Genomic DNA, 23,362 nt, shown 5'->3' with positions numbered 1-23,362 from the left:
CTATCCCAAAAAATGTTTGGGCTACAAGTCACCGAGAGAATTTCTTATAGGTGGCTAACTCGGAATTGAAATTTGCCTTTGAGATGAAAAAACTACCGACCTATGCAGGAATAGCGATTTTTGTAACAACTTTGCTGATAAACTGGCTTCTCCCAAGCGTCTCCAAGGTCCTGAACAGCCTACTGGCTCTTGCGGTTCTAGCCTGGCTGCTCTACCTGATTTATTACTGGGTCAGCTACTGGATCTATGTCCGTAAACAGAAGAAATAAGAACAATCTCCTCTAAGTTCGACCTAGAGGAGATGATTTTTATTTAGAGGCAATATTTTGGAAAAAATCAAATTGGCGGTAGGTCAGATTTTCCGGTAAGGTCAAATCCACATCGTCTTCCACATCTGCCACGGTTAATTCGACATCCAAGGGCAAATCCTTCAGTCTATAACGTCTGATTACGTGCCCCTCTGCACTGACAAAGTCCAGCAAGTAACCATTTACCCGAACTTGATACAACATCAACTTATCCGTTAAATTTTCAATGACCAGCATATCCATCTTTCTACGTCCGATCGTATATTCTGGAACTCTATAGTAGTGAAATTTTTTATCCATGTCCAATCTCCTTCATGTCAATGACCACATCTGCTTTTTCCCAGACAGCAGGGTTATGAGTCGCAATGACAATCACACGGTTGTCATTTTTTAGCCCTGTCAAGAGTTGCATGACCTCTTCTGAATTTTTGGGGTCGAGTGCCGCAGTCGGTTCATCGGCCAAAATCAGTGGTGGATTTTTTAAGATAAGCTTGGCCAAGGCAACCCTCTGGGCTTCACCTCCCGATAAGGTATAAACCTTTTGTTCTAAGTCTAAGTAGCCCAAGTTCACCTGCTCCAAAGCTTCATTTTGTAGTCGCTGCCGCTGCTCTTTTTTGACCTTCTGTCCGACAAATCCCAAGTCTAAATTGTCTCCGATTGATTGATTATCCAGGAGACCAATCGTTTGGAAGAGGTAGCCCATGTGATCTCGAAAGAACTGCTGGGAAGCTAGCTTCGACAAATCTTGACCCTGATAATCAATCCGTCCGCCGTCAGCTTTTTCCAACTTGGCCAGCATATTTAGCAAGGTAGTCTTTCCGCTACCGCTTTTTCCAATTAAAGCATAGACCTTGCCCCTTTCCAACGTCAGATGTAAGTTTGAAAAAATCTCCCGTTCTTCAAATCGCTTTTCCAATCCCTGAATTTCAATCATTTTATTGTCCTTTCAACACTGCTACGTTGGCAGTTTGTTCTTTCTTATCTTGTCTTCCCAGTATGACCAGGGCATTTAAGGTGAGCAAGCCTACAGTCAGACCGCTCATAACCACATCTCCTGTCAACCAAGTTGATACCAGCAAGCCCAGTACAAACACACCAGCTTGGCCTAGGAGGTAAGATCCATGAAGTTCATAGAAGGTCATTCCGGCCAAACGCTTGATAAACAGCTCTCGTCTGAATTGTTCAAAATAGAGCAAACTCATCGCATCAAAAAGCAAAACAGCCGTTGCCAGTGTCAATACTGTACCGATGAGAAGCGAATAAAACTCTGTTCGCTTGGTGTTCAAAACGCTGACAAAGGCCAACCGCTGATTCACCAAATAGGATACCCAGTTATAAACACCCTGCTCTTTCATGACTTCAATAGTCGCCTCATAGCCTACAAACTTCATCCCTAAATCCAGACTAGTACCCCAGAACATATCCGAAACTGGTGTCGCACCTGTTGACTCAGGAGTCAAAACAACAATAATCGGGTCTGTCAGATATTGGGTCTGGCTCCGATCGCCATCATTGTAGAGAAACCGCTCTTGACCACTGTCTGTAAAGGCCAGACTTATCTTGGTAGCGAACATCTGTTGGCTGTTACTTTCTAGGCTTTGTCGGGAAAATGCCTCTAATTCTGTCTGGAACATATTTTGTACTTGCTCAGCTTGTTCTCGCAAGCTAGCTGGTAAAATCAAACCATACTCACCCAGGCTCAGATGATTCATTTCCTCCAAGAAGGCTTGGTCTACCATCACTCCCTGCTCTGTCAGATAGCGAGGAGATACGTAGATGACATTGCCACGAGGATTATAATCCGTCAGGCGATTGCCCTCAGGATCCACCTCGCCACCGAAGGCGTACTGGTCGACATTGCTTTTCACAAAGAGGGCTTCTGTCGTCTCTAGCTGTACTTTCGCAAACTCTCGCCACTTTTTATTCTGCTGGGCCACTTCCTCCTCGGTCATCATAGCAGAGCTGTAACTAAAAACAGATTTGTAATAATCATCTCTCAATGCCCATTCTTCCTGTGCCTGTTCAAGCAAGCGAATTTCCTGATAGCCCTGCAATAGACGGCTAGAGCTAAAACCTACTACCAAAATAGCCAGAAGTTGCCCAACCATCATCATAGCCAACATCCGTTTGAGAGGAAGTTTTCCCTTGAGCAAATCAACCAAGCTATTTTGCCTCAACCCCAGGAAATACACTAGGCTAAGTAGGACAGAAATACTAGCAAGAGCCAGTGCATAGAGGAAAAGCCCCAGGAAAAAGACCTGCAAGATGGATAGTAAAAATCCAGCTTGAAGATAGAGAATAAGAGGTCCGATTATAGCCCCCACCGATGTAGCCATCACAATCTGACGAATATCCTCCCATAAAGGTCGAGCCACCACCTGTAAGAAACTTTCACCTGAAATCAGACGAATTCCTGCAAATCGTAAGGTCTTAATCCGATAGATTAAGGTGAGAGCCATGAAGGTCAAGAGAAAGACAAAGAAACTCAGCATGGCTACTTCTGAAACAACTGTGGATAGGAAGATGCTAAAGAGAGAATAGCCATGATGGACCATGCCACTGTAACCCAGTGATTCCAAGCTTTCTTTCAAGACTTGGTTGTCCAAATCTCCTGAAACAATCAGATAAGTACTAACCAAGTCGCTGGTTTCAGCACTTTCCTTGGAGGAAACGGTCAAACCTTCTGGAACCTGTCCGCTACCATAGATGGCGTAGGTAAAACTGGTTTCCCCAGAAGCATTAGGCTCGACAATCCGTCTAGCAATCACACTCTTATGTTCCTCTGCCAAGTCGGTCAAGACCTCTGTCACCTGGTCACGATTGGCTGTCTGTCTATTGGTATCTTTCCCGATGACATCCACTGCCTGATAAGAACCAAACTCTACAAGACTAACCTGACCAGCCAAAGAAATACCCAGGTAAATCGCTACCAATACAGTCGACACTAGAATAAATAAACGTTTCATCATCTCCTCCAAAGAATTGCTTGGAACTACAAGAGTAGTTCCAAGCAAAGTGTACTGTGTTAATAGTTATAATAGAAAGCTGCTTGCTCTCCAAGTTTTGTACTAATCCATGCACGAGAGGTCTGTCCTGCCTGTGCATACCCTTTACTTGAGGCTCCGGTCCATCTACTTACGACAGTTGAACTATGGTAGCGACTGCTGTGATAATAGTTTGAATAGGCGCCACCATTTGCTGCTCCGTACGTCCAAACTCCTTCTATATCTTATCTGTTCTTCCCAAAAACACATAGGACAGACCAATAATAAGTCCAGTCCAGACTAGAATAACAGGAATTCCCATGTCCCATCTCAATGTATGGTTTTCAATGCTTTTTTGGAAGACACCTGTTGCAATTTCAAAACTTCTCATATAGGTCGTCGGGAGCAGATGAGCAATTTTGAAGAGGGGATTGAGCAGACTTGGTAGCCAGACCAACGCAAATAAGCTAACTGTGGACAAAAAGAGGGCTGTCATGCGATTCTTAGTCACCAAGCTGATCAGATAGACAAGACTACTAATGAAGACAAGGGAGAGGACTTGTAGAAGCAAGGTCGGCAGGAGGACCGAACTAACCGTCACAAAAGAAAGCGTGAAACTATCCAAACTGTAAGCAAGAGTTGGGTACTGAAGACTTCCAAAACCAAATACCAAACCTGCCACTAAGAAAGACGTGATAGAAACCAAGGCAAATAGCAAAAGAGAAAAAACAAAGCCAACTGCTAATTCCTGCACCATACGTTGTCCTCTAAACAGGGGCAACATCCGATACTTGTCCAATTTTCCAGCATAGGCACCTCCATAAACATTGGTCAAGACAAAAGCAATTCCGACAGGAAGGAGGGCAGGGAAGATGTAGGTAAACAAGGACGGGAGAAATTGAAAGGCTGTATGTGGGAAATGGGTATCCTCAAACGGTAAATCAATCGTAGAAAGAGCCGTATAATACGCAATCTCCCTATCCAAAGCATCCAAAACATCCTTTTCAGGACTATGAGCTTCCAAGGAAGCCTTGGCAGACGACAGATAATCTAGCTGACGGTCATAGACTTGGTCCCATTGACCAGCTGTAAAAGCCTTTAGAAACTCTTCATCCGAGACAATAATTGCTTGCCCATCTTCTATGCTTTTTGAAACATAAAGGTATTCCTCCGATTCTGGATCCAGACTCTCCAAACGAGCCTTATTTTCCTCGATAGCTTGGGCATTGGTCCGTTGATTCTGTCGAATTTGTGCCCCTAGGTTATTGGCTTGTGAGGCCTGATGATTGAGGAACAAGGTTCCCAAACAAGCAAGCAACAATAGCACTAGAGGTACATAGGTCAACTTATTTTTTACTAATTGAGCAAACAGAAATTTCTTGTAAGTCATCATTCTACCTCCTGCATGGTTTCATTGACCAGTTTCAAGGTCACATGGCAATATTCTTCAATATCCTCTTTGTAATGAGAGGTCAAAATAATCATTTTGTCTTCTTGGCAAAGTTGGTGCAAGGCTTTAAAGAACAGTTTTCGACTTGTTTCATCCAAACCATTGGTAATCTCGTCCATCAAGAGATAGGTCGCGTCGCTGACCATATACATGGCAATCAAGACCCGCTGCTTCATCCCCAGTGAATACTGGCGAATAGGTAGGTGGGCATAATCTTCCATTTCCCAATAGGAAATAACCGCATCAATGTCCACCGAAGACTGCCAAGTTTGTTTGACAAATCGTAAATAGTCCAGACCAGAAAGATTTCCCTCAAACCATTCGCTCGTTTCATAGTAAAATAAGTCCCTATTTGGATGACCAGCAGTGCTTGACCAGCTCGACCGACCAGCAAGTGGAGCCAGCAAACCTGCCACCGTTCTGAAAAATGTTGTCTTTCCAGAACCGTTGGTAGCTACAATGCCGTACAAGTTCCCCTTTTGGAATTGATAGGAAAAATTCGTCAAAACAGGATGCCGTGTCGCAATGGTCATGTTTTTAATCTCTAAAGTCATTATCCTCACCTCTCATAAAAAGTGCAGGAGAGATTTTCTCTCCCTTAATTATGTGCCTAGTATAACCTCTTTCTCGAAAAACACCAATGACATTTATGTCATCGTAAAACCCATGATATACAAAAAAAGACCTGAACATTTCGGTCTTTTACGCTGCTATATTTTGTATCAAAACAGAAACAATAGTAAACTCACTGCACTACTCTTCTTTCGCAAAAGGGAAAAATACAATCGCTCCCAGACATCCAACGACCAATTTCCAACTAGCCGCAAGCCACTCAGCATCTAGTATTTTCAAAACAAACATCAGTAAGAAAACACAACTAGCCATAAATAAAACCCATTTTTTCATACCCATTCTTTTCATCTAAGCAAGTTTTAGTATGAGTATAGCCCCTTTCTCGAAAAACACCAATGACATTTATGTCACCAATAAATTATAGTTACAAATATTTTTTCAAATCTTCTTGCCATTGCTTTTCTAACATGGTTACCAAATGTGCATCTTCAATCATATCAGCAAATAGTTTTGCTTTTTGATAGAACCCTTCTGCCAAACTATACTTATTCTCCACAACAAGAGCATGTTTCCAATGCAACATAAGTAAAATAGGTTTCTTTTGAAAATCCTGTGTTTTCTCCATTATTTCTTGAAGACAAGCAATATAAAGGTCAAAAAATTCATAAGACTCCAGCATATCCAAACAAGCCAGACCTGAAAAAATAACATTACTCAGAAGAAATAATTGCTCTGGCTGAACAAGATTGACATGCTTTATTAAACGCAATAAGAACGATTGCAACTTGCCAATTTCTGATAACTGATTTTTCTTGTTTTTTATATGTGCAAATACACTGACGAAATACAGACTAATCAGTTCTAAATCCTTCAACGAAAAGACTTCTTTCTCCTCAAGTTCAGGTAAATACGTTTCTAATAAGGCTACCGCATATTCTGGATGTTGTGTGCGAATAACATCCAAAATCGCCCTTGACGTTTCAACCCACACCGTTTCCTCTGGTGGTAATTGTTCACAATACAGTTCTTCTATTTCATCAAGGTATTGTTCCTTTTTATCCAACACCTCGACCTTATTATATATCGGCTCCCGCAACAACTTATACTTGAGCTCCAGATAGCCTTGTGGCAATTCCTTATAGTCTGGCATTAGGCTATAGGCTGGAATGCCTAAACGCTGGGAAATGTACTCTAACTTTGGAATAGAGGGCTGCGATTGACCACTTTCTATCCGAGCTAATTGCCGTACCGTCAACTCGGATTCATCTCCACAAAAATCTGGACGGCTCAGCCCCTTTTCTAGCCTCAGTTGCTCGATTTTTTGCCCTAAAGTCATGTCACCCCTCCTCCTACCAATATTTTTTCAAATCCTTCTGCCACTCCTCTGCTAATTTCTGTGCCAGATAGTCATTTCCAATGACCTGAGCAAACGATTTGGCTGACTGGTAGACTTTTTCAGCTTTTTCATAATCTTCCTCTAATTTCAAAGCCGCTTTCCATTCCAGCATAAACAAGAGAGGTTTCTTTTGATAATCTTGCGTCTCTTCCATTATTCCACGAAGACAATCAATATAGATAGGGGCATCGTCATAATATTCTATCAGTTCAAAGCAGGCAAGCCCTGAGATAATCGCATCTCTTAAATAAAAAGTATCTTCTAATCGAACAAATGTCTGACTGTTGGCTAGTTTTTTCATTAAATACGAGATAGATTCAAAGTTGTTTTGAACTCTACTGACTGTATTCTCTCCTATTGTTTGCTGGACAAAAAAGAGCCGAATAAGAATCAAGTCATTGACATCACACACTTTCTTTGCCATAAGAAGTGGTAAGTTTTCTGTCAATAGAGCTACTGCATAATCTGGTTGATTGGTCCGCACCATATCAACCATAGCCTGCATAGCCTCACAGATAAGCTGCTCAGTCTTAGGTAGTTCTTCAAAATAGGTATTATATATGGTTTCGATATACCCATCCTGTTTATCCAACACCTCGACCTTATTATATATCGGCTCCCGCAACAACTTGTACTTGAGTTCCAAATAACCTTGTGGCAATTCCTTATAGTCTGGCATCAGGCTATAGGCTGGAATGCCTAAACGCTGGGCAATGTACTCTAACTTAGGTATAGAAGGCTGCGATTGACCACTTTCTATCCGAGCTAATTGCCGTACCGTCAACTCGGATTCATCTCCACAAAAATCTGGACGGCTCAGTCCCTTTTCTAGCCTCAGTTGCTCGATTTTTTGTCCTAAATCCATACCAGCCCCCCCCACTGCACCTATTTATCCTTACCTAAACAGTATACCACATCTTGCAAGACTTTACAAAAAACACCAGCCTAAGCTGATGTTCCTGTGGTTTCTTATTCACTAGCTGTTACAAGAACATTCTCACGTCGGTAGGTGACGGTCAAGTCCAGCAAGTTGGCTTCTACTGCTGGTGTCAGCTGGTCTGCTGTCATTCGCCAAGTCCAGTTACCACCGAGGGTGTTTGGTAGGTTCATGCGGGCAGTCCCGTCCAATTCTAGCAAATCTTGCATGGTCACAATCGTCATAAAGGCTGGTGAGCCAAAGAGAAGACGGAAGAGGGCATGGTGGATACTTTCACCTACTGATCGATTGCTGTATTTGTCTAAGAACGCTCTGGATTCTGGGGTTGTTTCCCTTTCGTACCAACCGCTAATTGTATCGTTATCGTGGGTGCCTGTATAGGCAACAACATTATTGCGGTGGTTGTGTGGCATCTCAATACTATCTCCAGTTGGGTCAAATGCAAACTGCAAGACTTTCATGCCTGGGAAACCAGTCCTTTCACGCAATTGAATAACCTTATCTGTCACTGTTCCCAAATCTTCCGCGATGATGTTCAAATCGCCCAGCTCGCGTCTTATGGTATCGAACAATTCAAAGCCCGGCGCCTCAACACGATAGCCGTTGACAGCCGTTTCTTCGCCCGCAGGAATTTCCCAGAAAGAGGCAAAGCCGATAAAGTGGTCGATACGGACCATATCGTAGATTTTAAAGGATTCTCGCAGACGAGCAACCCACCAAGTAAAACCATTTGCTTTCATGGCCTCCCAATCGTAAATCGGATTTCCCCAAAGCTGACCGATTTCTGAAAAGGCATCTGGTGGACAACCCGCAACTACGCTCGGTTTTCCTTCTTCGTCCGTCTTAAAGAAATGTGGATTGGCCCACATATCAGCAGAATCTGCCGCGATATAAATGGGCATATCCCCAACAAACTCAATCCCTTTGGCATTGGCGTAAGCCTTCAAAGCCTGCCACTGCTTAAAGAATAAATACTGGGTGATGCGGTGGTAATCGATGCGTTCCACCAAGAGATGACGGTAGTATTCCAAGGTATCATGGTAGCGCAAACGTGCCCCCTGATCCTCCCAATCAATCCAGGACTTGTTGTCAAAATGCTCCTTGATAGCCATATATTCTGCAAAAGTATGGATCCAAAAATCATTTTCACCCAAGAAATTCCAATAGTCTTGTGGCAAACCAGCCTCTTTCATATTGGCAACAACCTGCTCCAAAATCGGACGGCGGGCAGTAAAAACTTTGGCATAATCTACTTCTTTTGCACTCTGACCAAAGTCAATGCCCTGCACATCTTTCTCTGTCAACCAGCCCTCTTCAATCAGTAGGTCCAAGTCAATAAAGTGCGTATTCCCTGCAAAGGCTGAAAATGATTGATAGGGAGAATCGCCGTAACTAGTGGTTCCCAATGGCAAAATCTGCCAGTAACGTTGCTTGGTTCGTACCAAAAAGTCTACAAATTCATAGGCTGATTTCCCCATGGAGCCGATGCCATAGGCACCTGGCAATGATGAAATGTGCATGAGTACTCCACTTTGTCTCACTTTCATATTTTTCTCCTTTATAATGAATGGTTATCTGCGTCATGACGCAAACGATTGCTTGCCATCTATTATACTATGTAAACGGTAACAAATCAAGTTTTTTCAAAAATTCCTATGAAAATTTGCTCAATAAATCACTAGCTTCGAACTCTAAAGAGTGATAATAAAAGGCTTTTTCTGTGCTGAATTCATTAGCAGAAAAAATTTTTAAAAATTTTTATAAAAACGCTTGCAAACGGATTCGTAATGGTGTATAATAAATTCAACTTGGGAAAACGTTTGCGCTAGTGAGCGTTTCACAATAAAACATTTATTCTTGGAGGGAAGAATATGAAACACAAACTTCTTAAGAGCGTTGCTCTTCTAGCTGCATCTACAGCTGTTTTGGCTGCTTGTTCAAATTCAAGCTCGTCAAGCTCATCTGATTCTGCTGAAGCAGGAAAAGAATTGACCATCTACGTTGACGGTCAGTACGAAAGCTACATTAACGAAGCCAAAGCTGCCTTTGAAGAAGAAAATGGTGTAACCGTTACAGTTAAAACAGGTGATGCCCTCACAGGTCTTGACAACCTTTCATTGGACAACCAATCTGGTTCAGCTCCAGACGTCATGATGGCACCATACGACCGCGTAGGTAGCCTTGGTTCAGAAGGTCAATTGTCTGAGTTGACATTGGCTGACACTAGCAAGACAGACGATACGACTAAAGCACTTGTAAGCAACGGTGGTAAGGTTTACGGATCACCAGCTGTTATCGAGACATTGGTTCTTTACTACAACAAAGACCTCTTGTCAGAAGCTCCAAAAACCTTTGCGGAACTTGAAAAATTGGCAGAAGACAGCAAGTACGCTTTTGAAGGGGAAGATGGTAAAACAACTGCCTTCCTAGCTGACTGGACAAACTTCTACTACACTTACGGTTTGCTTGGCGGTTACGGCGGTTATGTATTTGGTGCTAACGGTACGGATCCAAAAGACATCGGTTTGGCTAACGACGGTGCTATCAAGGCGATTGAATACGCTAAAACTTGGTATGAAAAATGGCCTCAAGGTCTCCAAGACGGTACAGCTGCTAATAACTTGATCAACACACAATTCACAGACGGTAAGGCAGCAGCAATCATCGAAGGTCCTTGGAAAGCAGCATCTTACAAAGACGCAGGCCTCAACTACGGTGTAGCAACTATCCCAACTCTTGCTAACGGCAAACAGTACACTGCATTCGGTGGTGGTAAAGCTTGGATCGTTCCCTCAGGTTCTAAAAACCCTGAATTGGCACAAAAACTCGTTGATTTCTTGACATCAACTGACCAACAAAAAGCCTTCTACGATGCAACCAACGAAATTCCTGCTAACACAGAAGCTCGTGAATACGCAGTTGGCAAAAACGATGAGTTGACAACTGCTGTTATCAACCAATTCGCTTCAGCTCAACCAATGCCAAACATCTCTGAAATGGGTTCAGTTTGGACACCAGCTGGTAACATGCTCTTCGATGCAGCAAGTGGTGCTAAAGACGCTAAAACTGCTGCAACAGATGCTGTAAAAGCTATTGCAGATGAGATTGCTCAAAAACACAGCAACTAGTCAAGTTTAAAGTTGGACTGGGAATTCTTCCCAGTCTACTTTATTACTTAAATTTACTCAAGGGTGTTAGTAATAAGAATTAGGATGATATACTAACTCCTTCTCTCAAAGGAGACTATGACTATGAAACAAAATCCAAGCAAGGCCCTCCTTTTGTCCCTAATCCCAGGCCTTGGGCAAATCTATAACAAACAAAAAGCGAAGGGATATATCTTTTTAGGGGTAACACTTGCCTTTCTAGTATATTTTATTACAATCGCTGCTGGTGAACTCGGCAACCTGATCACACTTGGTAGTCAACGAGGACAAGATAATTCTCTGTTTATGTTGATTCGTGGTTCTTTCCATTTGATTATCACAGTTGTTTATTTGGCATTTTATGCACTGAACCTAAAAGATGCTCACAGTACTGCTAAGCGATGGAATGCTGGTCATCCAGTTACTACTTCTTTGCAAGATATGATTAAAGGAGTCTATGAAAATGGCTTCCCTTATCTCTTGATTATTCCATCATACATTGCAATGACGTTTGCCATTATCTTCCCAGTTGTAGTAACATTGTTTATCGCTTTTACAAACTATGACTTTAAGCATTTACCTCCTGGTGCATTGCTAGACTGGGTTGGGTTTAGTAACTTTACAAATATTTGGAAATTGAGTACTTTCCGTACAGCATTTGGTTCTGTACTTGGCTGGACCATTATCTGGGCTCTTTGTGCTTCAACTGCCCAAATTGTTATCGGTATCTTGACAGCCATCATTGCAAACCAGCCATTTATTAAAGGCAAACGTATCTTCGGTGTTATATTCTTGCTCCCATGGGCTGTTCCAGCCTTCGTGACTATCTTGACTTTCAGTAACATGTTCAACGATAGTGTCGGTGCCATTAACACACAAGTATTGCCATTCTTGAGCAAATTCTTGCCATTTATCGATAATTTCCTGATTCCGTGGAAGACCGATCCGTTTTGGACAAAAGTAGCCCTGATCATGATGCAGGCCTGGCTTGGTTTCCCTTATATCTATGTCTTGACCTTGGGTATTTTGCAATCTATTCCAAACGATTTGTACGAGGCTGCCTACATTGATGGTGCAAGTGCCATTCAAAAATTCCGTAGCATTACCTTGCCAATGATCTTGGCAGTGGCTGCTCCTACTCTGATCAGTCAGTACACCTTCAACTTCAACAACTTCTCGATCATCTATCTCTTTAACAATGGTGGTCCTGGTAGTGTCGGTGGTGGTGCTGGTTCAACCGATATCTTGATTTCTTGGATTTACAAATTGACCACAGGTACAGCTCCACAATACTCAATGGCGGCTGCCGTAACCTTGATTATTTCCATGATTGTCATCAGTATTTCCATGATTGCCTTCAAGAAATTAAATGCTTTTGAAATGGAGGATGTATAAGATGAAAATGTCAGTAAGTTTCAAACGCAAACTAGGGCAAACCCTGACCTATCTCTATCTGATTGCCCTGTCTATTATTATCATCTATCCTCTCTTGATTACCATTATGTCTGCCTTTAAGTCAGGGAACGTGGTAGCCTTCAAGTTAGAACCGATAGCACTTACCTTGGACAATTTCAAGGGACTCTTTACCGAAACTCTCTACGGTACCTGGTACCTCAACACGCTGATTATCGCGGTTTTGACAATGCTTATCCAAACCAGTATAGTGGTACTAGCGGGATACGCTTACAGTCGCTATAATTTCATCGCTCGTAAGCAGAGTTTGGTCTTCTTCCTGATTATTCAAATGGTGCCAACCATGGCCGCTCTGACAGCCTTCTTCGTTATGGCCCTCATGCTCAATGCACTCAACCAAAGCTGGTTCCTCATCTTCCTCTATGTTGGTGGTGGTATCCCGATGAACGCTTGGCTCATGAAAGGCTACTTCGATACGGTGCCAATCTCTCTGGATGAATCTGCAAAACTAGACGGTGCTGGCCACTTCAGACGTTTCTGGCAAATCGTTCTGCCATTGGTACGCCCAATGATTGCCGTACAAGCACTCTGGGCCTTCATGGGACCATTTGGAGATTACATCCTCTCCAAATTCTTGCTTCGTGAAAAAGAATTCTATACTGTTGCCGTTGGTCTGCAAACCTTCATCTCAGATGTGAAAAACCTCAAGGTTGCCTATTTTGCAGCAGGGGCTGTTCTCATCGCCCTCCCAATCAGTATTCTATTCTTCTTCCTACAAAAGAACTTTGTATCTGGTTTAACTAGCGGTGGTGATAAGGGGTAGTACCTTATCCCACCTTTTCCCTTTTTCGGTCATATCCTTTGCCTTGACTTGATCGAGAAACCAAGGCTGTTCAGATACAGACTCAACCATAGACACTTCTTCCTAGAAAGGACACTCCATGCTGCCCTATCCATTTTCTTATTTTTCCAGTATTTTCTCTGCTCGGAAAATGTTTGATAACCGTCGCTTGCTGACTCTCTGGCAGCGTCTCTTTACCACCGTCTTTTTGGTGGCCCTCTTGGTCCTGCCGACTTCCTTACAGACCTTGAGTCTAGAAAGCTATCCTTTGGACAATTTTGTCGAGGGTATTTATGCACCCCTGACAGACCAGGTGGTCGAGGATTTACAGCAACATAGCCAGCTGGAAAACAATCAATTGACCTACACAGGACAGGGCATTTCAGACCAAATCACCTTTGGCAATCAAGTCAGCCAGAGCTCGGATTTTTCCTATCAATTTGGCCAACAAAGTCTGACCATTCGAAAAGGGCAGGAGGTCTTAGCCCAGTTCAGCTACGATGGGCTGACAAATGCTGATTTTTCAAGTAAGGAAAGATTGACCACCGCCCTTTCAAAGAATTGGTACCAAGCCAATCGGGCAATGGTTGGTCTGAGCATTACCTTGGTATCGACCATGATTTTGGCCACCAATCTCCTCTTTATTCTGCTGGGTGCAAGTGGCTTTCTCTACCTGACTAAAAAATCTCGTTTCTTCCATTTTCATACCTTTAAAGAATGTTTCAATTTCTCCCTGCATTGCTTGGGACTACCAACCATTTTAGCCTGTCTGATTGGGATTTTTGGGCAGCCTGTTACAACTGTTTTGACTGTTCAAAATATCCTCTTTGTGCTAGTATTGATTTGGGTATTTTTCAAAACAAAATTCCGTAATCAACTTTAGGAGGTTCCTATGCGTGCAACCATCAAGGACGTAGCCAAACTGGCTGGTGTGTCGCCGTCTACGGTGACCCGCGTCATTCAGAACAGCTCTTCTATTAGTCAAAAAACCAAAGACCTAGTTAGAAAGGCTATGGCGGACCTTAACTACCACCCAAATCTCAATGCTCGTAGTCTGGTTTCCAGCTACACACAAGTGATTGGCTTGATACTTCCCGAAGATTCTGATGTCTTCTACCAAAACCCATTCTTCCCAACAGCCCTACGTGGCATTTCACAGGTGGCTGCTGATCACAATTATGCGATTCAAATTTCTACGGGAAAAAATGAAGAACAGCGATTGGAAGCTATTTCTCAGATGGTCTACGGTCGACGAGTTGATGGTTTAATTTTCCTTTACTCCAAGCCAGATGACCCACTGGTTCAGCTAGCCATTCAGCATAAATTTCCCTTCCTCATTCTCGGTAAGGCAGATTCTCCATTTATCTCCCTAGTCGACAATGACAATATCCAGGCTGGATTTGAAGCGACCAATTATTTTATCAATAAGGGCTACAAGAATATCGCCTTCATTGCTGGTAACAAGGAATTGGTCGTATCCCAAGACCGTTATTCAGGCTATAAAAATGCCCTTAAATCTCACAATATCCCTCTTGACGAAAACAAGGTCAAGTTTGTTTCAGGTTTCCTATTGGAAGACAGTTCCTACAAGATTTCCAAAAAATTACTCAAACAAGATATTGATGCTATCGTCACAACCGATACCATGGTGGCAGAAGGGATTGTCAAATACCTCAACGAAGTCGGTACAAAACTTCCAATCATCTCCTTTGACTCTGTCAAACCAAAATTAGATATTGAAGCCTATGTCGATGTCCATGCTATCAAACTGGGACGCGTGGCCTTCAACACCCTTCACCAAATCATCAGCGACAACAAGGAAGACAAGCAGGTCTGCTACCGCCACGTCATTCCACATACTATTACTGAACTTTAACTTAGAAAGGAGCCGTTCGGCTCATGGCATTACGACAATTTCAAGCATTTCTAGATGATGTAGCTGCTATTCGCTTGGTTATGGAAAAACGATTTGATACCGAGCACATGAGTTTTTCCCTCGAGTCCGACGATGCCACATCTCAACTTTTCATTCATTCCTGTCTAGAGGTAGAAAACCTGGTTCTCTACTATCTGACCAGCCTACACGCCTTAAATTTGGACAAGGACTATTGTATTTATGACCAAGACCGCAATAAAACGGAGCTAGGCTATGGTCATATTGTCCGCTCTGCTATTTTCGAACAAAACTATACCTATGATGGCAATGATTTGGGAGCAAGTTATAGCCCTCAGTCCACAAGCTTCAAACTCTGGGCACCTATCTCCAAGCAGGTATTTTTAGTCCTTGAAGGGACACCATATACTATGAAAAAGGGTTCAAAAGGTGTCTGGCAGGTCACAGTAGAGGGTGATTTGGACAGTCAAAGCTACCACTATCTCCACAAAGTCAATGGCGAGTGGATTTCTGTTCATGACCCCTATGCCCTTTCATCCAAGGCAAACTCAGGCGATAGCTATATCATCAACCCAAATAAACTTCATAAGGTTCGTCGCGCCAAGACCCAACGACCGATTTCTCAAGCTATTGTCTATGAAATGAGTGTCCGCGACTTCTCTTGGCAGACAGAAGCTGGCTTCAAACACCGTAGTCAATTCCTCGGTCTGACCGAATCACCTGTCTTGGACTGTATGAAACTGGGAATGGACTATATCAAAAATCTGGGCGTTACCCATATTCAGCTTCTTCCTGTTTATGATTTTGGAAGTGTAGATGAAAATAAACCCCAAGCTGTTTATAACTGGGGCTACGACCCTATGCAGTACAACCTGCCAGAAGGCTCCTTCTCCAGCCTACCAGATGATCCCTATGCCCGCATTCTAGAACTCCAAGAAGCTATCCAAGCCTATCACGATGCCGATATTTCCGTCAATATGGACGTTGTTTACAACCATGTTTATCATGCTGAGAAATACGCATTCGAGCTAATTGTCCCTGGTTATTTCTACCGTTACAACGAGCATGGTATGCGGACGGATGGTACCTTCTGCGGCAACGATGTCGCTAGCGAACGCAGCATGGTCCGAAACTACATCAAGCAATCCCTCCGCCAATGGACTAGTATCTATGGTTTTGATGGCTTCCGTTTCGACTTGATGGGCATTTTGGACATCCAAACCATCAACCAAATCCAAGAAGAATTGTTAGCCATTCATCCAAATATCTATCTCTATGGCGAAGGGTGGAAGATGGCAACTGGTCTAGACTATGAAAAACTGGCCCACCAGTACAATGCAGACCAGCTCCCAGAAGTGAGTTTCTTCAACGATGACTATCGTGATACCTTTAAGAAACTATTGCTCAACCCTACCCGTCTAGTTGACAAACAACTACACGAAAAAGTGCAACACCTCCTGACGGGAAGCCGCTACAGCCACTTCATCACACCGCAACAGTCACTGAACTACATCGAGTGTCATGACAATGCGACTGCCTTTGACTACTTCCATATTGAACATCCAGACTGGACACCTCAGCAACAAAAACGAGCTGCTAGCTTTGGTCTACAATTGATCCTCATTTCTCAAGGGATGGCCTTTATCCATAGCGGACAAGAATTCTTCCGTACCAAAGATGAGATTGATAATAGCTACAATATTCCGGATAGAATCAATCGCCTAGATTGGACACGGGCAATTCGTTATAAGGAACATATTCAATTTATTCAAGAGTTAATTGCCTTCCGGAAGGACAATCCAGTCCTTTGTCAGGATAGCTATGAAACTATCCGAGAAAGCTGTCATTTCTGCTGGCTGACTGAGTATGTCCTCCGCTATCAAGTCACAAATGGCGACAAGACTATCCAGTTTATTATCAACTTTGCGGATAGCGATTTTGTTTTTGAAAATGAAGAAGAACGAACCATTCGTTTCAGCTTCCCACCCGTTGACGATAATAAAGCCCAACAAATCACCCTTGCTGGACAAAGCATTTGTATTTTGGAAACTAAATAGGACTTTAGACCGATGTCTGAACTGCCCCCCTAGAGTATACTATAGTCAATCCTAAATATTTTTCATATCTCCTTAGAACTCATCAGCTTATGCTGGTGAGTTTTTTGCATGATATAAAGCAACCCAGTTCTTGACTGGGTTGTTCATCTTACATTAAGTCTATGATTTTCCGACCAATTCTCTCAATATCATTCTGCATACCTCGAAGTTCAAAGGTATCAATAACAGGGAATCCAAAGCGCTCAGAATACTGCTTGGCAGTCAAGCAATATTGGTTGTTGAAATTGCGATTGCCTGAACCAACCACACCCAGACAGAGCTCTGCATTGTCCCCAAAAGCGATAAAATCGCCTAAAGGATTGGTCAGAATCTCCACATCTCCGTTATCGACACCATTTCCGCCCTCCAGATAAGTAGGAAGAAAGGCGACAAAAGGAGCATCCAGCTGGTAAAAGGGAATGTCCTGCTTGACCAAATCTTTGATATGAACTAGCTCAATCTCCCAGTCAGTTTGAAATTGGAAAAAAGACTTTAGACGTTTCACAAAACTCTCTGTATTGCCACTCAGGCTAATATAAACTAGGTAAACGGTTGGTTTCATAAGTCTCCTCTCCGAAGAAAAACACTACATATAGAATACAAATACTATTGTACTCCTATATGTAGTTTTTTGTCAATCAGTCACTTTCCACAAACCGACCAATTATATTGACATTATCCGCTACGGATACAAAAGCCTGAGAATCTGCCTTTTTCATAATTTGCTTAAATTCACTAAACTCAGCACGAGTGATTATGACAATTAGAACAGTCTTTTGCTCATGATTGTAGGCACCCTCCGCACCATTGATGATGGTCACTCCACGATTGAGTTTTTTGTGAATTTGTTTGATAACCCGCTCAGGCTGATTTGTAATAATCATAGCCTGCATTCGTTTTTGTTTCACGAAAATCGCATCGGTCATCCGACTGGAGATAAACAGCGCAATCATTGAATACAGGGCATATTGCCAGCCAAAGGTCATCCCTGCAATTAACATAATCATAATGTTGACAATCAAGGAAATGGAGCCAACTTGTCGTCCCGTCTTCTTGCGAATAATAATAGAGACAATATCAGTACCACCACTGGATACATTGTTCCTAAGCGCAAATCCAATTCCAGTTCCCAGCATGAGACCACCAAAAATAGCATTTACTAATGGATCCGTCGTCAGGGTAACTGGCGGCATAAATTGGATAAAGAAAGAACTGAAGGATACCGTAATAAAGGTAAAGATAGTAAATTTATAACCAATTTTATACCAAGCTAAGATAAGCAAGGGAATGTTCAGGCCGTAGTAAACCACCGCAATCGATACATTCCAACCAGCGTAAGAAGCTGCCAGAGCAGAAACAATCTGTGCAAGACCAGTAACTCCAGACGAATAGACATTCCCTGGTCGAAAGAAAAAATTCACCGCAATACTAGATAGGAGTCCATAAATAATGGACCCCGATATCCGTTCTGCATATTTTTCTCGAGAAATCCCCGAAATAACTGACCAAAATTTATTCTTTCTGGCCTTTCTTAAGAAAAGAACACGCTGTTTTCTGAAAAATTTATTCATTTTCAAGTGTAATATCTAAAGCCAATTCCTCTAATTGAGCTGATGCAACCGTACTTGGTGCCTGTGTCATCGGATCTGATGCCTTGTTATTCTTCGGAAAGGCAATTACTTCACGGATATTGTCCTCACCTGCCAAGAGCATGACAAAACGGTCCAAACCGATAGCCAAGCCACCGTGTGGTGGGAAACCGTAGTCCATAGCTTCGAGCAAGAAACCAAACTGCTCATGGGCATCCTCAGCTGAGAAACCAAGAGCCTTGAACATCCGTTCTTGCATGTCTTTTTGGTTGATACGAAGGCTACCGCCGCCCAACTCATAACCATTCAAGACAATATCGTAGGCAACTGCACGCACCTGTGCCAAATCACCATCCAAATGATGAGCCGTTTCTTCTGTAGGCAAGGTGAATGGGTGGTGGGCACTCATGTAGCGACCTTCTTCTTCAGACCACTCAAACATTGGCCAATCCACAATCCAGAGGAAGTTGAACTTGCTTTCGTCAATCAATCCCTGCTCTTTAGCCAAGCGATTACGCAAGGCACCCAAGGTATTGTTGGCAACTTCCAATTTATCTGCCACAAAGAGAACTAGGTCCTTGTCTTCAAGTTGTAAACTTGCTGTCAAGTTTGCTGTAATGTCTGTCAAGAACTTAGCAACTGGGCCCGTTAATTCTCCCTTGTCTACTTTAACCCAAGCAAGACCTTTGGCACCAAATTGTTTAGCGTATTCTGTTAATTTATCAATGTCTTTACGTGAGTAGCTATCCGCCGCACCCTTGACCACAATGGCTTTGACAACTGGTGCTTCTGAGAAGACTTTAAAGTCAACTTCCTTGACAACCTCTGTCAAGTCTTGCAAAAGCATCTCAAAACGAGTATCTGGTTTGTCAGAACCATAGAAGTTCATCGCATGGTCATATGACATACGTGGGAAGGGCAAGGTCACATCGATTCCTTTGGTATCTTTCAAGACCTTGGCAATCAAACCCTCTACTATGTCTTGGATCTCAACTTCATTCAAGAATGAGGTTTCCAAATCCACCTGTGTAAACTCAGGTTGACGGTCCCCACGCAAGTCTTCATCACGGAAACACTTAACGATTTGGTAGTAGCGGTCAAAACCTGCATTCATCAAGAGCTGCTTAGTAATCTGCGGACTTTGCGGAAGGGCATAGAAATGACCTTTTGATACACGAGATGGCACCAAGTAGTCACGCGCACCTTCTGGCGTTGACTTGGTCAACATTGGTGTTTCCACATCGATAAATTCAAGCTCGTCTAGGTAGTTACGAATGCTGTGGGTTACGGCTGCACGCAATTTGAAGTTGTTGAGCATTTCTGGACGACGAAGATCCAAATAACGGTAACGAAGGCGGGTATCATCACTAGCTTCAATCCCGTCCTTGATTTCAAATGGAGTCGTCTTGGCCGTGTTCAACACTGTCAAACAGGATACTTGTAGTTCAACAGCTCCTGTTGGGATATTGTCATTAGCTTGCTCACGCTCCACTACTGTTCCTGTCACCTCAATAACAAATTCAGAGCGAAGTCCCTCTGCCTTTGCCATCAATTCCGCATCAACTGACTCAGGATTAATCACCAATTGCATAATACCTTCACGGTCACGTAAGTCAATGAAAATCAAGCCACCCAAGTCACGACGGCGGCCAACCCAACCTTTCAAAGTAATTTCCTGTCCGACATGTTCCTTTCGAACACGTCCTGCATACATAGAACGTTTCATATTCTTCCTCTTTTACTGATTTTATACCTATTCATTCTACCATAAAATGGCTAATTTTTGGGGGAAATTGCCGAGAAAAATCGAAAAACCAGCCCTAACCGACTGGTTTACTATATACCATATCCAAATGCAGAATATCGTCCTCTAGATAGACTTCTGAAACTGGTTCGAAGCCAAGCGATTGATAGAATCTTTCCAAATAGGCTTGAGCCCCGATTTTAATCAGACTTTCCTTCCACTCGGTTGTAATGTAAGCGATAGCTTGCTCCATCATAGGCCGACCCAATCCTTTACCACGATGGCTTGCCTTGATGACCACACGACCGATGGAAACTTCATCATAACTTAGACCAGCCGGCAAGATTCTCAAGTAAGCTACTAACTCTCCTTCATCAGTTCCCAAAAGATGAAGACAGTTTAAATCCTTTCCATCAACTTCAGGATAGGGACAAGCTTGTTCTACAACAAAGACATCCGTTCGCAGTGTCAAGATGCTGTAAAGCTCCTGTAAACTTAATTGGTCAAAGGCCTTGATTTCCCACTTCATACATTCCTCCTAGGGCAGAATGTTCCCTGCACTTCTGTAAATCTCATACCATTCTGGTCTAGTTAAGGTAATCTGGCTAGCCTGGGCAATCTTTGTCAGGCGATCTGGATTCATAGAACCTACAATGGTTTGAATTTTCGCTGGATGGCGTAATATCCAAGCAACGACAATGGTTTCATGTGAAACATGGTAGCGCTCTGCTATTTCCTCAAGGGTGCGATTGAGCTCTGTATAGTCTGGATGGTTAGCAAAAATCCCCTTTTGTAAGTCAATCAAGAAGGGGGACCAAGCCTGAATAGTGACTTTTTTGAGCTGGCAATAATCAATCAGTCCACCATCCCGCATCGTAGCCACATCATCTTTCATATTGACATGGAGACCCGCATCAATCAGAGGCGTATGGGCAGGCGACAACTGGAGTTGATTTACAGCCAAGGGCTTATCCAAATAGGACTGGAGCAGTTCCATCTGGTAAATATTCTGGTTGCTGACGCCAAAATGGCGAACCTTACCGGCTTTTTCTAGCAAATAGAAGGCTTCAGCTACCTCCTCTGCCTCCATCAAAGCATCCGGTCGGTGCAAACATAGCACATCCAGATAGTCCGTATCCAAGCGCTCTAAAATCCCATCAACCGACTGCAAAATATAGTCTTTTGAAAAATCAAAATAGCCCTTGCGGATACCGCATTTGGACTGGAGAATGATGTCCTCGCGCCTGATACCCAGCTCCTTCATGGCAGAGGCAAAGCGGATTTCCGATTGACCGCCACCATAAATATCGGCGTGATCGAAAAAGTTTATTCTCTCTTCCAGACTGGTCTCTAAGACCCGACTAGCTTCCTGATCTGACAGGGCTACCATGCGCATACAGCCCAAAGCAATCCGTGATACCTGTAAACCTGTTTGTCCTAATTCTTGCATTGGATACTCCTTTTGAAAACGTTTTTCTATTCCCATTATAGCACAAAAACCCGACAAATGCCGGGTTTTGAAAATCTATGAACGAGTTTTGCACAAACTGTGGAAAACTCGTGTAAAAATGACATTTTCTGTGGAAAACTAGGGTTTCATTTCCATAAAAAACTTCTCCACATCCCTTTCTTGACTTCGTAAAAAGATATGTTCGGCATAATCATAAAGGAAACTCTTAGGATTGACCTTGCTTAGCTCCTTATAAGCCTGGCTAGAATAAACATCCTTTGCCAACCAATTCTGGTCAATCTTTTCACCAGAAAAGTAAGCGCGATTGACTGGTACCATAAACCGAGAAATGCTCTCCGCAACCTCCGTAGAGTACCAACCCTCATCGTGCATCATCCGGTGGACCATAATGTCGCTACTATTGTCAAAAACAGACTGCATATGAGCTGTTAATTCACGCAAATCTGGATTTGTAGGCTGAGCATTTTTTGCCCAAAAAGCCGTATCCAATTGCCCTTTTTGATAATCTAAGCCAGACTTATCTAAAGTTACCTGACCTATTACAGCAGGATAGACTGAAAAGGCTCCGTTCACCACCTCAGTATAAGTGGTCCTTCCAAGGTCCTCTGAAACAATGTTCTGGGCATGCGTATGGCCAGAAAAACCAAATTGAACCCCATAGCGATCCAATAGCCGCTTGACATCTATCGCATTATCCAGAGTATAGCCTTTGGACAGCATGTGGTGCTGCCGAAGGACATTGTGGTGAACAACTGGAAGGGCCTGCACACCAGCCTCTTCAGCCGCCTGCAACTGCTCCTCCATCCAGTCTAGCGTCTCCTTCTTAATCCGACCATTGGTCTTTGGACCTCCTTTTCCCATCCCATCGCTGTAGATATTGGAATCCAACATGATAAACCACAGATTAGAAGAAACCTTGCTCAAATAACTAAGAGAATGGGCATCGCGATTGGCCGCTTGATTATAACCAAAATCTGCAAAAATCTCCGCAAAATCCTTATGGGAAACCTGAGCAACCACTTCCTGCTGGTCTCCCTTAAAGGCGCGCGCCCAGCCACTGGCTATATCATGATTTCCGGGTATCACCTGCACCTGGGTACCAGCTTTCTCCATCTTCCCAAAATACTCCGCCAACTCCAGCATGCTCTGCTTTTCACCATTGAGGGTCAAATCTCCACTGACCAGCAAATGCTTGGGCTTATCCCGTTTGACCTGCTCCAAAAGAGCATCCATCCGCTCTTTTCCATAGCGGAGCTCCTTACCAGCAGCCGTCTTTTCGATATAGGAGAAAGCCTCTCCTGTATCAAATAAAGTTGGTGACAGATAATGGAGATCACTGATAATCCAAATTTGATCCTCCTTGGTCAAATTTCGATTCGGATATGCAGTGACCAGCTGTTGAGTAGTGAAGTTCAAAATTAACAAAATACTGAGTAACAAACCAGTTAAGATCATCGTTTTCTTCATAGTTCCAGTATATCACTGATAAAATTTACCAACAAGAAAAGGCTCCTAAGAAC

At 43.0% G+C, this 23,362-nt stretch carries 22 protein-coding genes and 1 pseudogene; 7 read left to right on the top strand and 16 right to left on the bottom strand.

Features of this window, described 5'->3' with window-relative positions:
- Positions 1-50 precede the first annotated feature (50 nt).
- Positions 51-269 carry a hypothetical protein gene (locus ACHBIF_RS06255; RefSeq protein ID WP_394719351.1) on the top strand — a complete coding sequence of 73 codons (219 nt, stop codon included), beginning with the start codon at positions 51-53 and terminating at the stop codon, positions 267-269.
- A gap of 39 nt (positions 270-308) precedes the next feature.
- On the opposite strand, the gene ACHBIF_RS06250 is transcribed toward ACHBIF_RS06255, so the two are convergent.
- The 10 genes and pseudogenes from ACHBIF_RS06250 to malQ all read right to left on the bottom strand — a co-directional run bounded on the left by ACHBIF_RS06250 (position 309) and on the right by malQ (position 9,195).
- Entirely contained in the window at positions 309-608 is a 300-nt protein-coding gene (locus ACHBIF_RS06250; protein ID WP_105110247.1) for a hypothetical protein, read from the bottom strand.
- On the bottom strand, positions 601-1,242 hold the full coding sequence (locus ACHBIF_RS06245) for an ABC transporter ATP-binding protein (RefSeq protein ID WP_105110248.1): 642 nt from the start codon (positions 1,240-1,242) through the stop codon (positions 601-603). Before ACHBIF_RS06245 ends, ACHBIF_RS06250 begins: the two co-directional genes overlap by 8 nt.
- A gap of 1 nt (position 1,243) precedes the next feature.
- Positions 1,244-3,274: a bacteriocin-associated integral membrane family protein gene (locus ACHBIF_RS06240; RefSeq protein WP_105110249.1), complete on the bottom strand. Its 2,031-nt coding sequence runs from the start codon at positions 3,272-3,274 to the stop codon at positions 1,244-1,246.
- A 59-nt stretch (positions 3,275-3,333) separates the two neighbouring features.
- Positions 3,334-3,528: pseudogene (locus ACHBIF_RS06235) on the bottom strand (lactococcin 972 family bacteriocin); the annotation flags it as partial.
- A 2-nt stretch (positions 3,529-3,530) separates the two neighbouring features.
- Entirely contained in the window at positions 3,531-4,685 is a 1,155-nt protein-coding gene (locus ACHBIF_RS06230) for a hypothetical protein (RefSeq protein ID WP_172095129.1), read from the bottom strand.
- Positions 4,682-5,296, bottom strand: coding sequence for an ATP-binding cassette domain-containing protein (locus tag ACHBIF_RS06225; protein ID WP_172095128.1), 615 nt, complete (start codon positions 5,294-5,296; stop codon positions 4,682-4,684). The genes ACHBIF_RS06230 and ACHBIF_RS06225 overlap by 4 nt, the downstream gene beginning before the upstream one ends.
- Positions 5,297-5,495: 199 nt before the next feature.
- Positions 5,496-5,648 carry a hypothetical protein gene (locus tag ACHBIF_RS06220; protein ID WP_161948240.1) on the bottom strand — a complete coding sequence of 51 codons (153 nt, stop codon included), beginning with the start codon at positions 5,646-5,648 and terminating at the stop codon, positions 5,496-5,498.
- 91 nt (positions 5,649-5,739) lie between these two features.
- A complete protein-coding gene (locus ACHBIF_RS06215; RefSeq protein WP_394719347.1) occupies positions 5,740-6,651 on the bottom strand; it encodes an XRE family transcriptional regulator in 912 nt (303 codons plus the stop codon).
- A gap of 13 nt (positions 6,652-6,664) precedes the next feature.
- Positions 6,665-7,576, bottom strand: coding sequence for an XRE family transcriptional regulator (locus ACHBIF_RS06210; protein ID WP_105160475.1), 912 nt, complete (start codon positions 7,574-7,576; stop codon positions 6,665-6,667).
- Positions 7,577-7,680: 104 nt separating this feature from the next.
- Positions 7,681-9,195, bottom strand: coding sequence for a 4-alpha-glucanotransferase (gene malQ, locus ACHBIF_RS06205; RefSeq protein ID WP_394719345.1), 1,515 nt, complete (start codon positions 9,193-9,195; stop codon positions 7,681-7,683).
- Between the two features lie 324 nt (positions 9,196-9,519).
- On the opposite strand from malQ, the gene ACHBIF_RS06200 reads away from it, so the two are divergent.
- The 6 genes from ACHBIF_RS06200 to pulA all read left to right on the top strand — a co-directional run bounded on the left by ACHBIF_RS06200 (position 9,520) and on the right by pulA (position 16,999).
- Positions 9,520-10,776 (top strand): extracellular solute-binding protein, encoded by a 1,257-nt coding sequence (locus ACHBIF_RS06200; RefSeq protein ID WP_394719343.1) that lies wholly within the window; start codon positions 9,520-9,522, stop codon positions 10,774-10,776.
- A gap of 117 nt (positions 10,777-10,893) precedes the next feature.
- Complete coding sequence (locus tag ACHBIF_RS06195; protein ID WP_394719341.1) at positions 10,894-12,189, top strand: ABC transporter permease subunit; 1,296 nt, start codon at positions 10,894-10,896, stop codon at positions 12,187-12,189.
- A 1-nt stretch (position 12,190) separates the two neighbouring features.
- A complete protein-coding gene (locus tag ACHBIF_RS06190) occupies positions 12,191-13,030 on the top strand; it encodes a sugar ABC transporter permease (protein WP_105110256.1) in 840 nt (279 codons plus the stop codon).
- A gap of 118 nt (positions 13,031-13,148) precedes the next feature.
- Complete coding sequence (locus ACHBIF_RS06185; protein WP_394719339.1) at positions 13,149-13,931, top strand: hypothetical protein; 783 nt, start codon at positions 13,149-13,151, stop codon at positions 13,929-13,931.
- Between the two features lie 9 nt (positions 13,932-13,940).
- Positions 13,941-14,924 (top strand): LacI family DNA-binding transcriptional regulator, encoded by a 984-nt coding sequence (locus tag ACHBIF_RS06180; protein WP_394719337.1) that lies wholly within the window; start codon positions 13,941-13,943, stop codon positions 14,922-14,924.
- 23 nt (positions 14,925-14,947) lie between these two features.
- A complete protein-coding gene (gene pulA, locus ACHBIF_RS06175) occupies positions 14,948-16,999 on the top strand; it encodes a type I pullulanase (protein WP_394719335.1) in 2,052 nt (683 codons plus the stop codon).
- 148 nt (positions 17,000-17,147) lie between these two features.
- Here pulA and nrdI read toward each other — a convergent pair whose 3' ends face one another.
- From nrdI to ACHBIF_RS06145, 6 genes are all read right to left on the bottom strand, one after another.
- Entirely contained in the window at positions 17,148-17,600 is a 453-nt protein-coding gene (gene nrdI / locus ACHBIF_RS06170) for a class Ib ribonucleoside-diphosphate reductase assembly flavoprotein NrdI (protein WP_105160376.1), read from the bottom strand.
- Positions 17,601-17,676: 76 nt separating this feature from the next.
- The gene (locus ACHBIF_RS06165) at positions 17,677-18,615 is read right to left on the bottom strand and encodes a YitT family protein (RefSeq protein ID WP_394719332.1); all 939 of its coding nucleotides are present in this window, start codon (positions 18,613-18,615) and stop codon (positions 17,677-17,679) included.
- On the bottom strand, positions 18,602-20,353 hold the full coding sequence (gene aspS, locus ACHBIF_RS06160) for an aspartate--tRNA ligase (protein WP_172079473.1): 1,752 nt from the start codon (positions 20,351-20,353) through the stop codon (positions 18,602-18,604). The genes ACHBIF_RS06165 and aspS overlap by 14 nt, the downstream gene beginning before the upstream one ends.
- A gap of 94 nt (positions 20,354-20,447) precedes the next feature.
- Entirely contained in the window at positions 20,448-20,900 is a 453-nt protein-coding gene (locus tag ACHBIF_RS06155) for a GNAT family N-acetyltransferase (RefSeq protein WP_394719329.1), read from the bottom strand.
- 9 nt (positions 20,901-20,909) lie between these two features.
- Positions 20,910-21,821, bottom strand: a complete 912-nt coding sequence (locus ACHBIF_RS06150) for an aldo/keto reductase family oxidoreductase (protein WP_394719327.1) — start codon at positions 21,819-21,821, stop codon at positions 20,910-20,912.
- A 138-nt stretch (positions 21,822-21,959) separates the two neighbouring features.
- The gene (locus tag ACHBIF_RS06145) at positions 21,960-23,309 is read right to left on the bottom strand and encodes a metallophosphoesterase (protein ID WP_394719325.1); all 1,350 of its coding nucleotides are present in this window, start codon (positions 23,307-23,309) and stop codon (positions 21,960-21,962) included.
- Positions 23,310-23,362: the final 53 nt, after the last annotated feature.

It is taken from the genome of Streptococcus sp. A11 (genome assembly GCF_043674225.1).
Lineage (GTDB): Bacteria > Bacillota > Bacilli > Lactobacillales > Streptococcaceae > Streptococcus > Streptococcus suis_V.
This window is presented reverse-complemented; position numbering and strand designations above follow the sequence as displayed.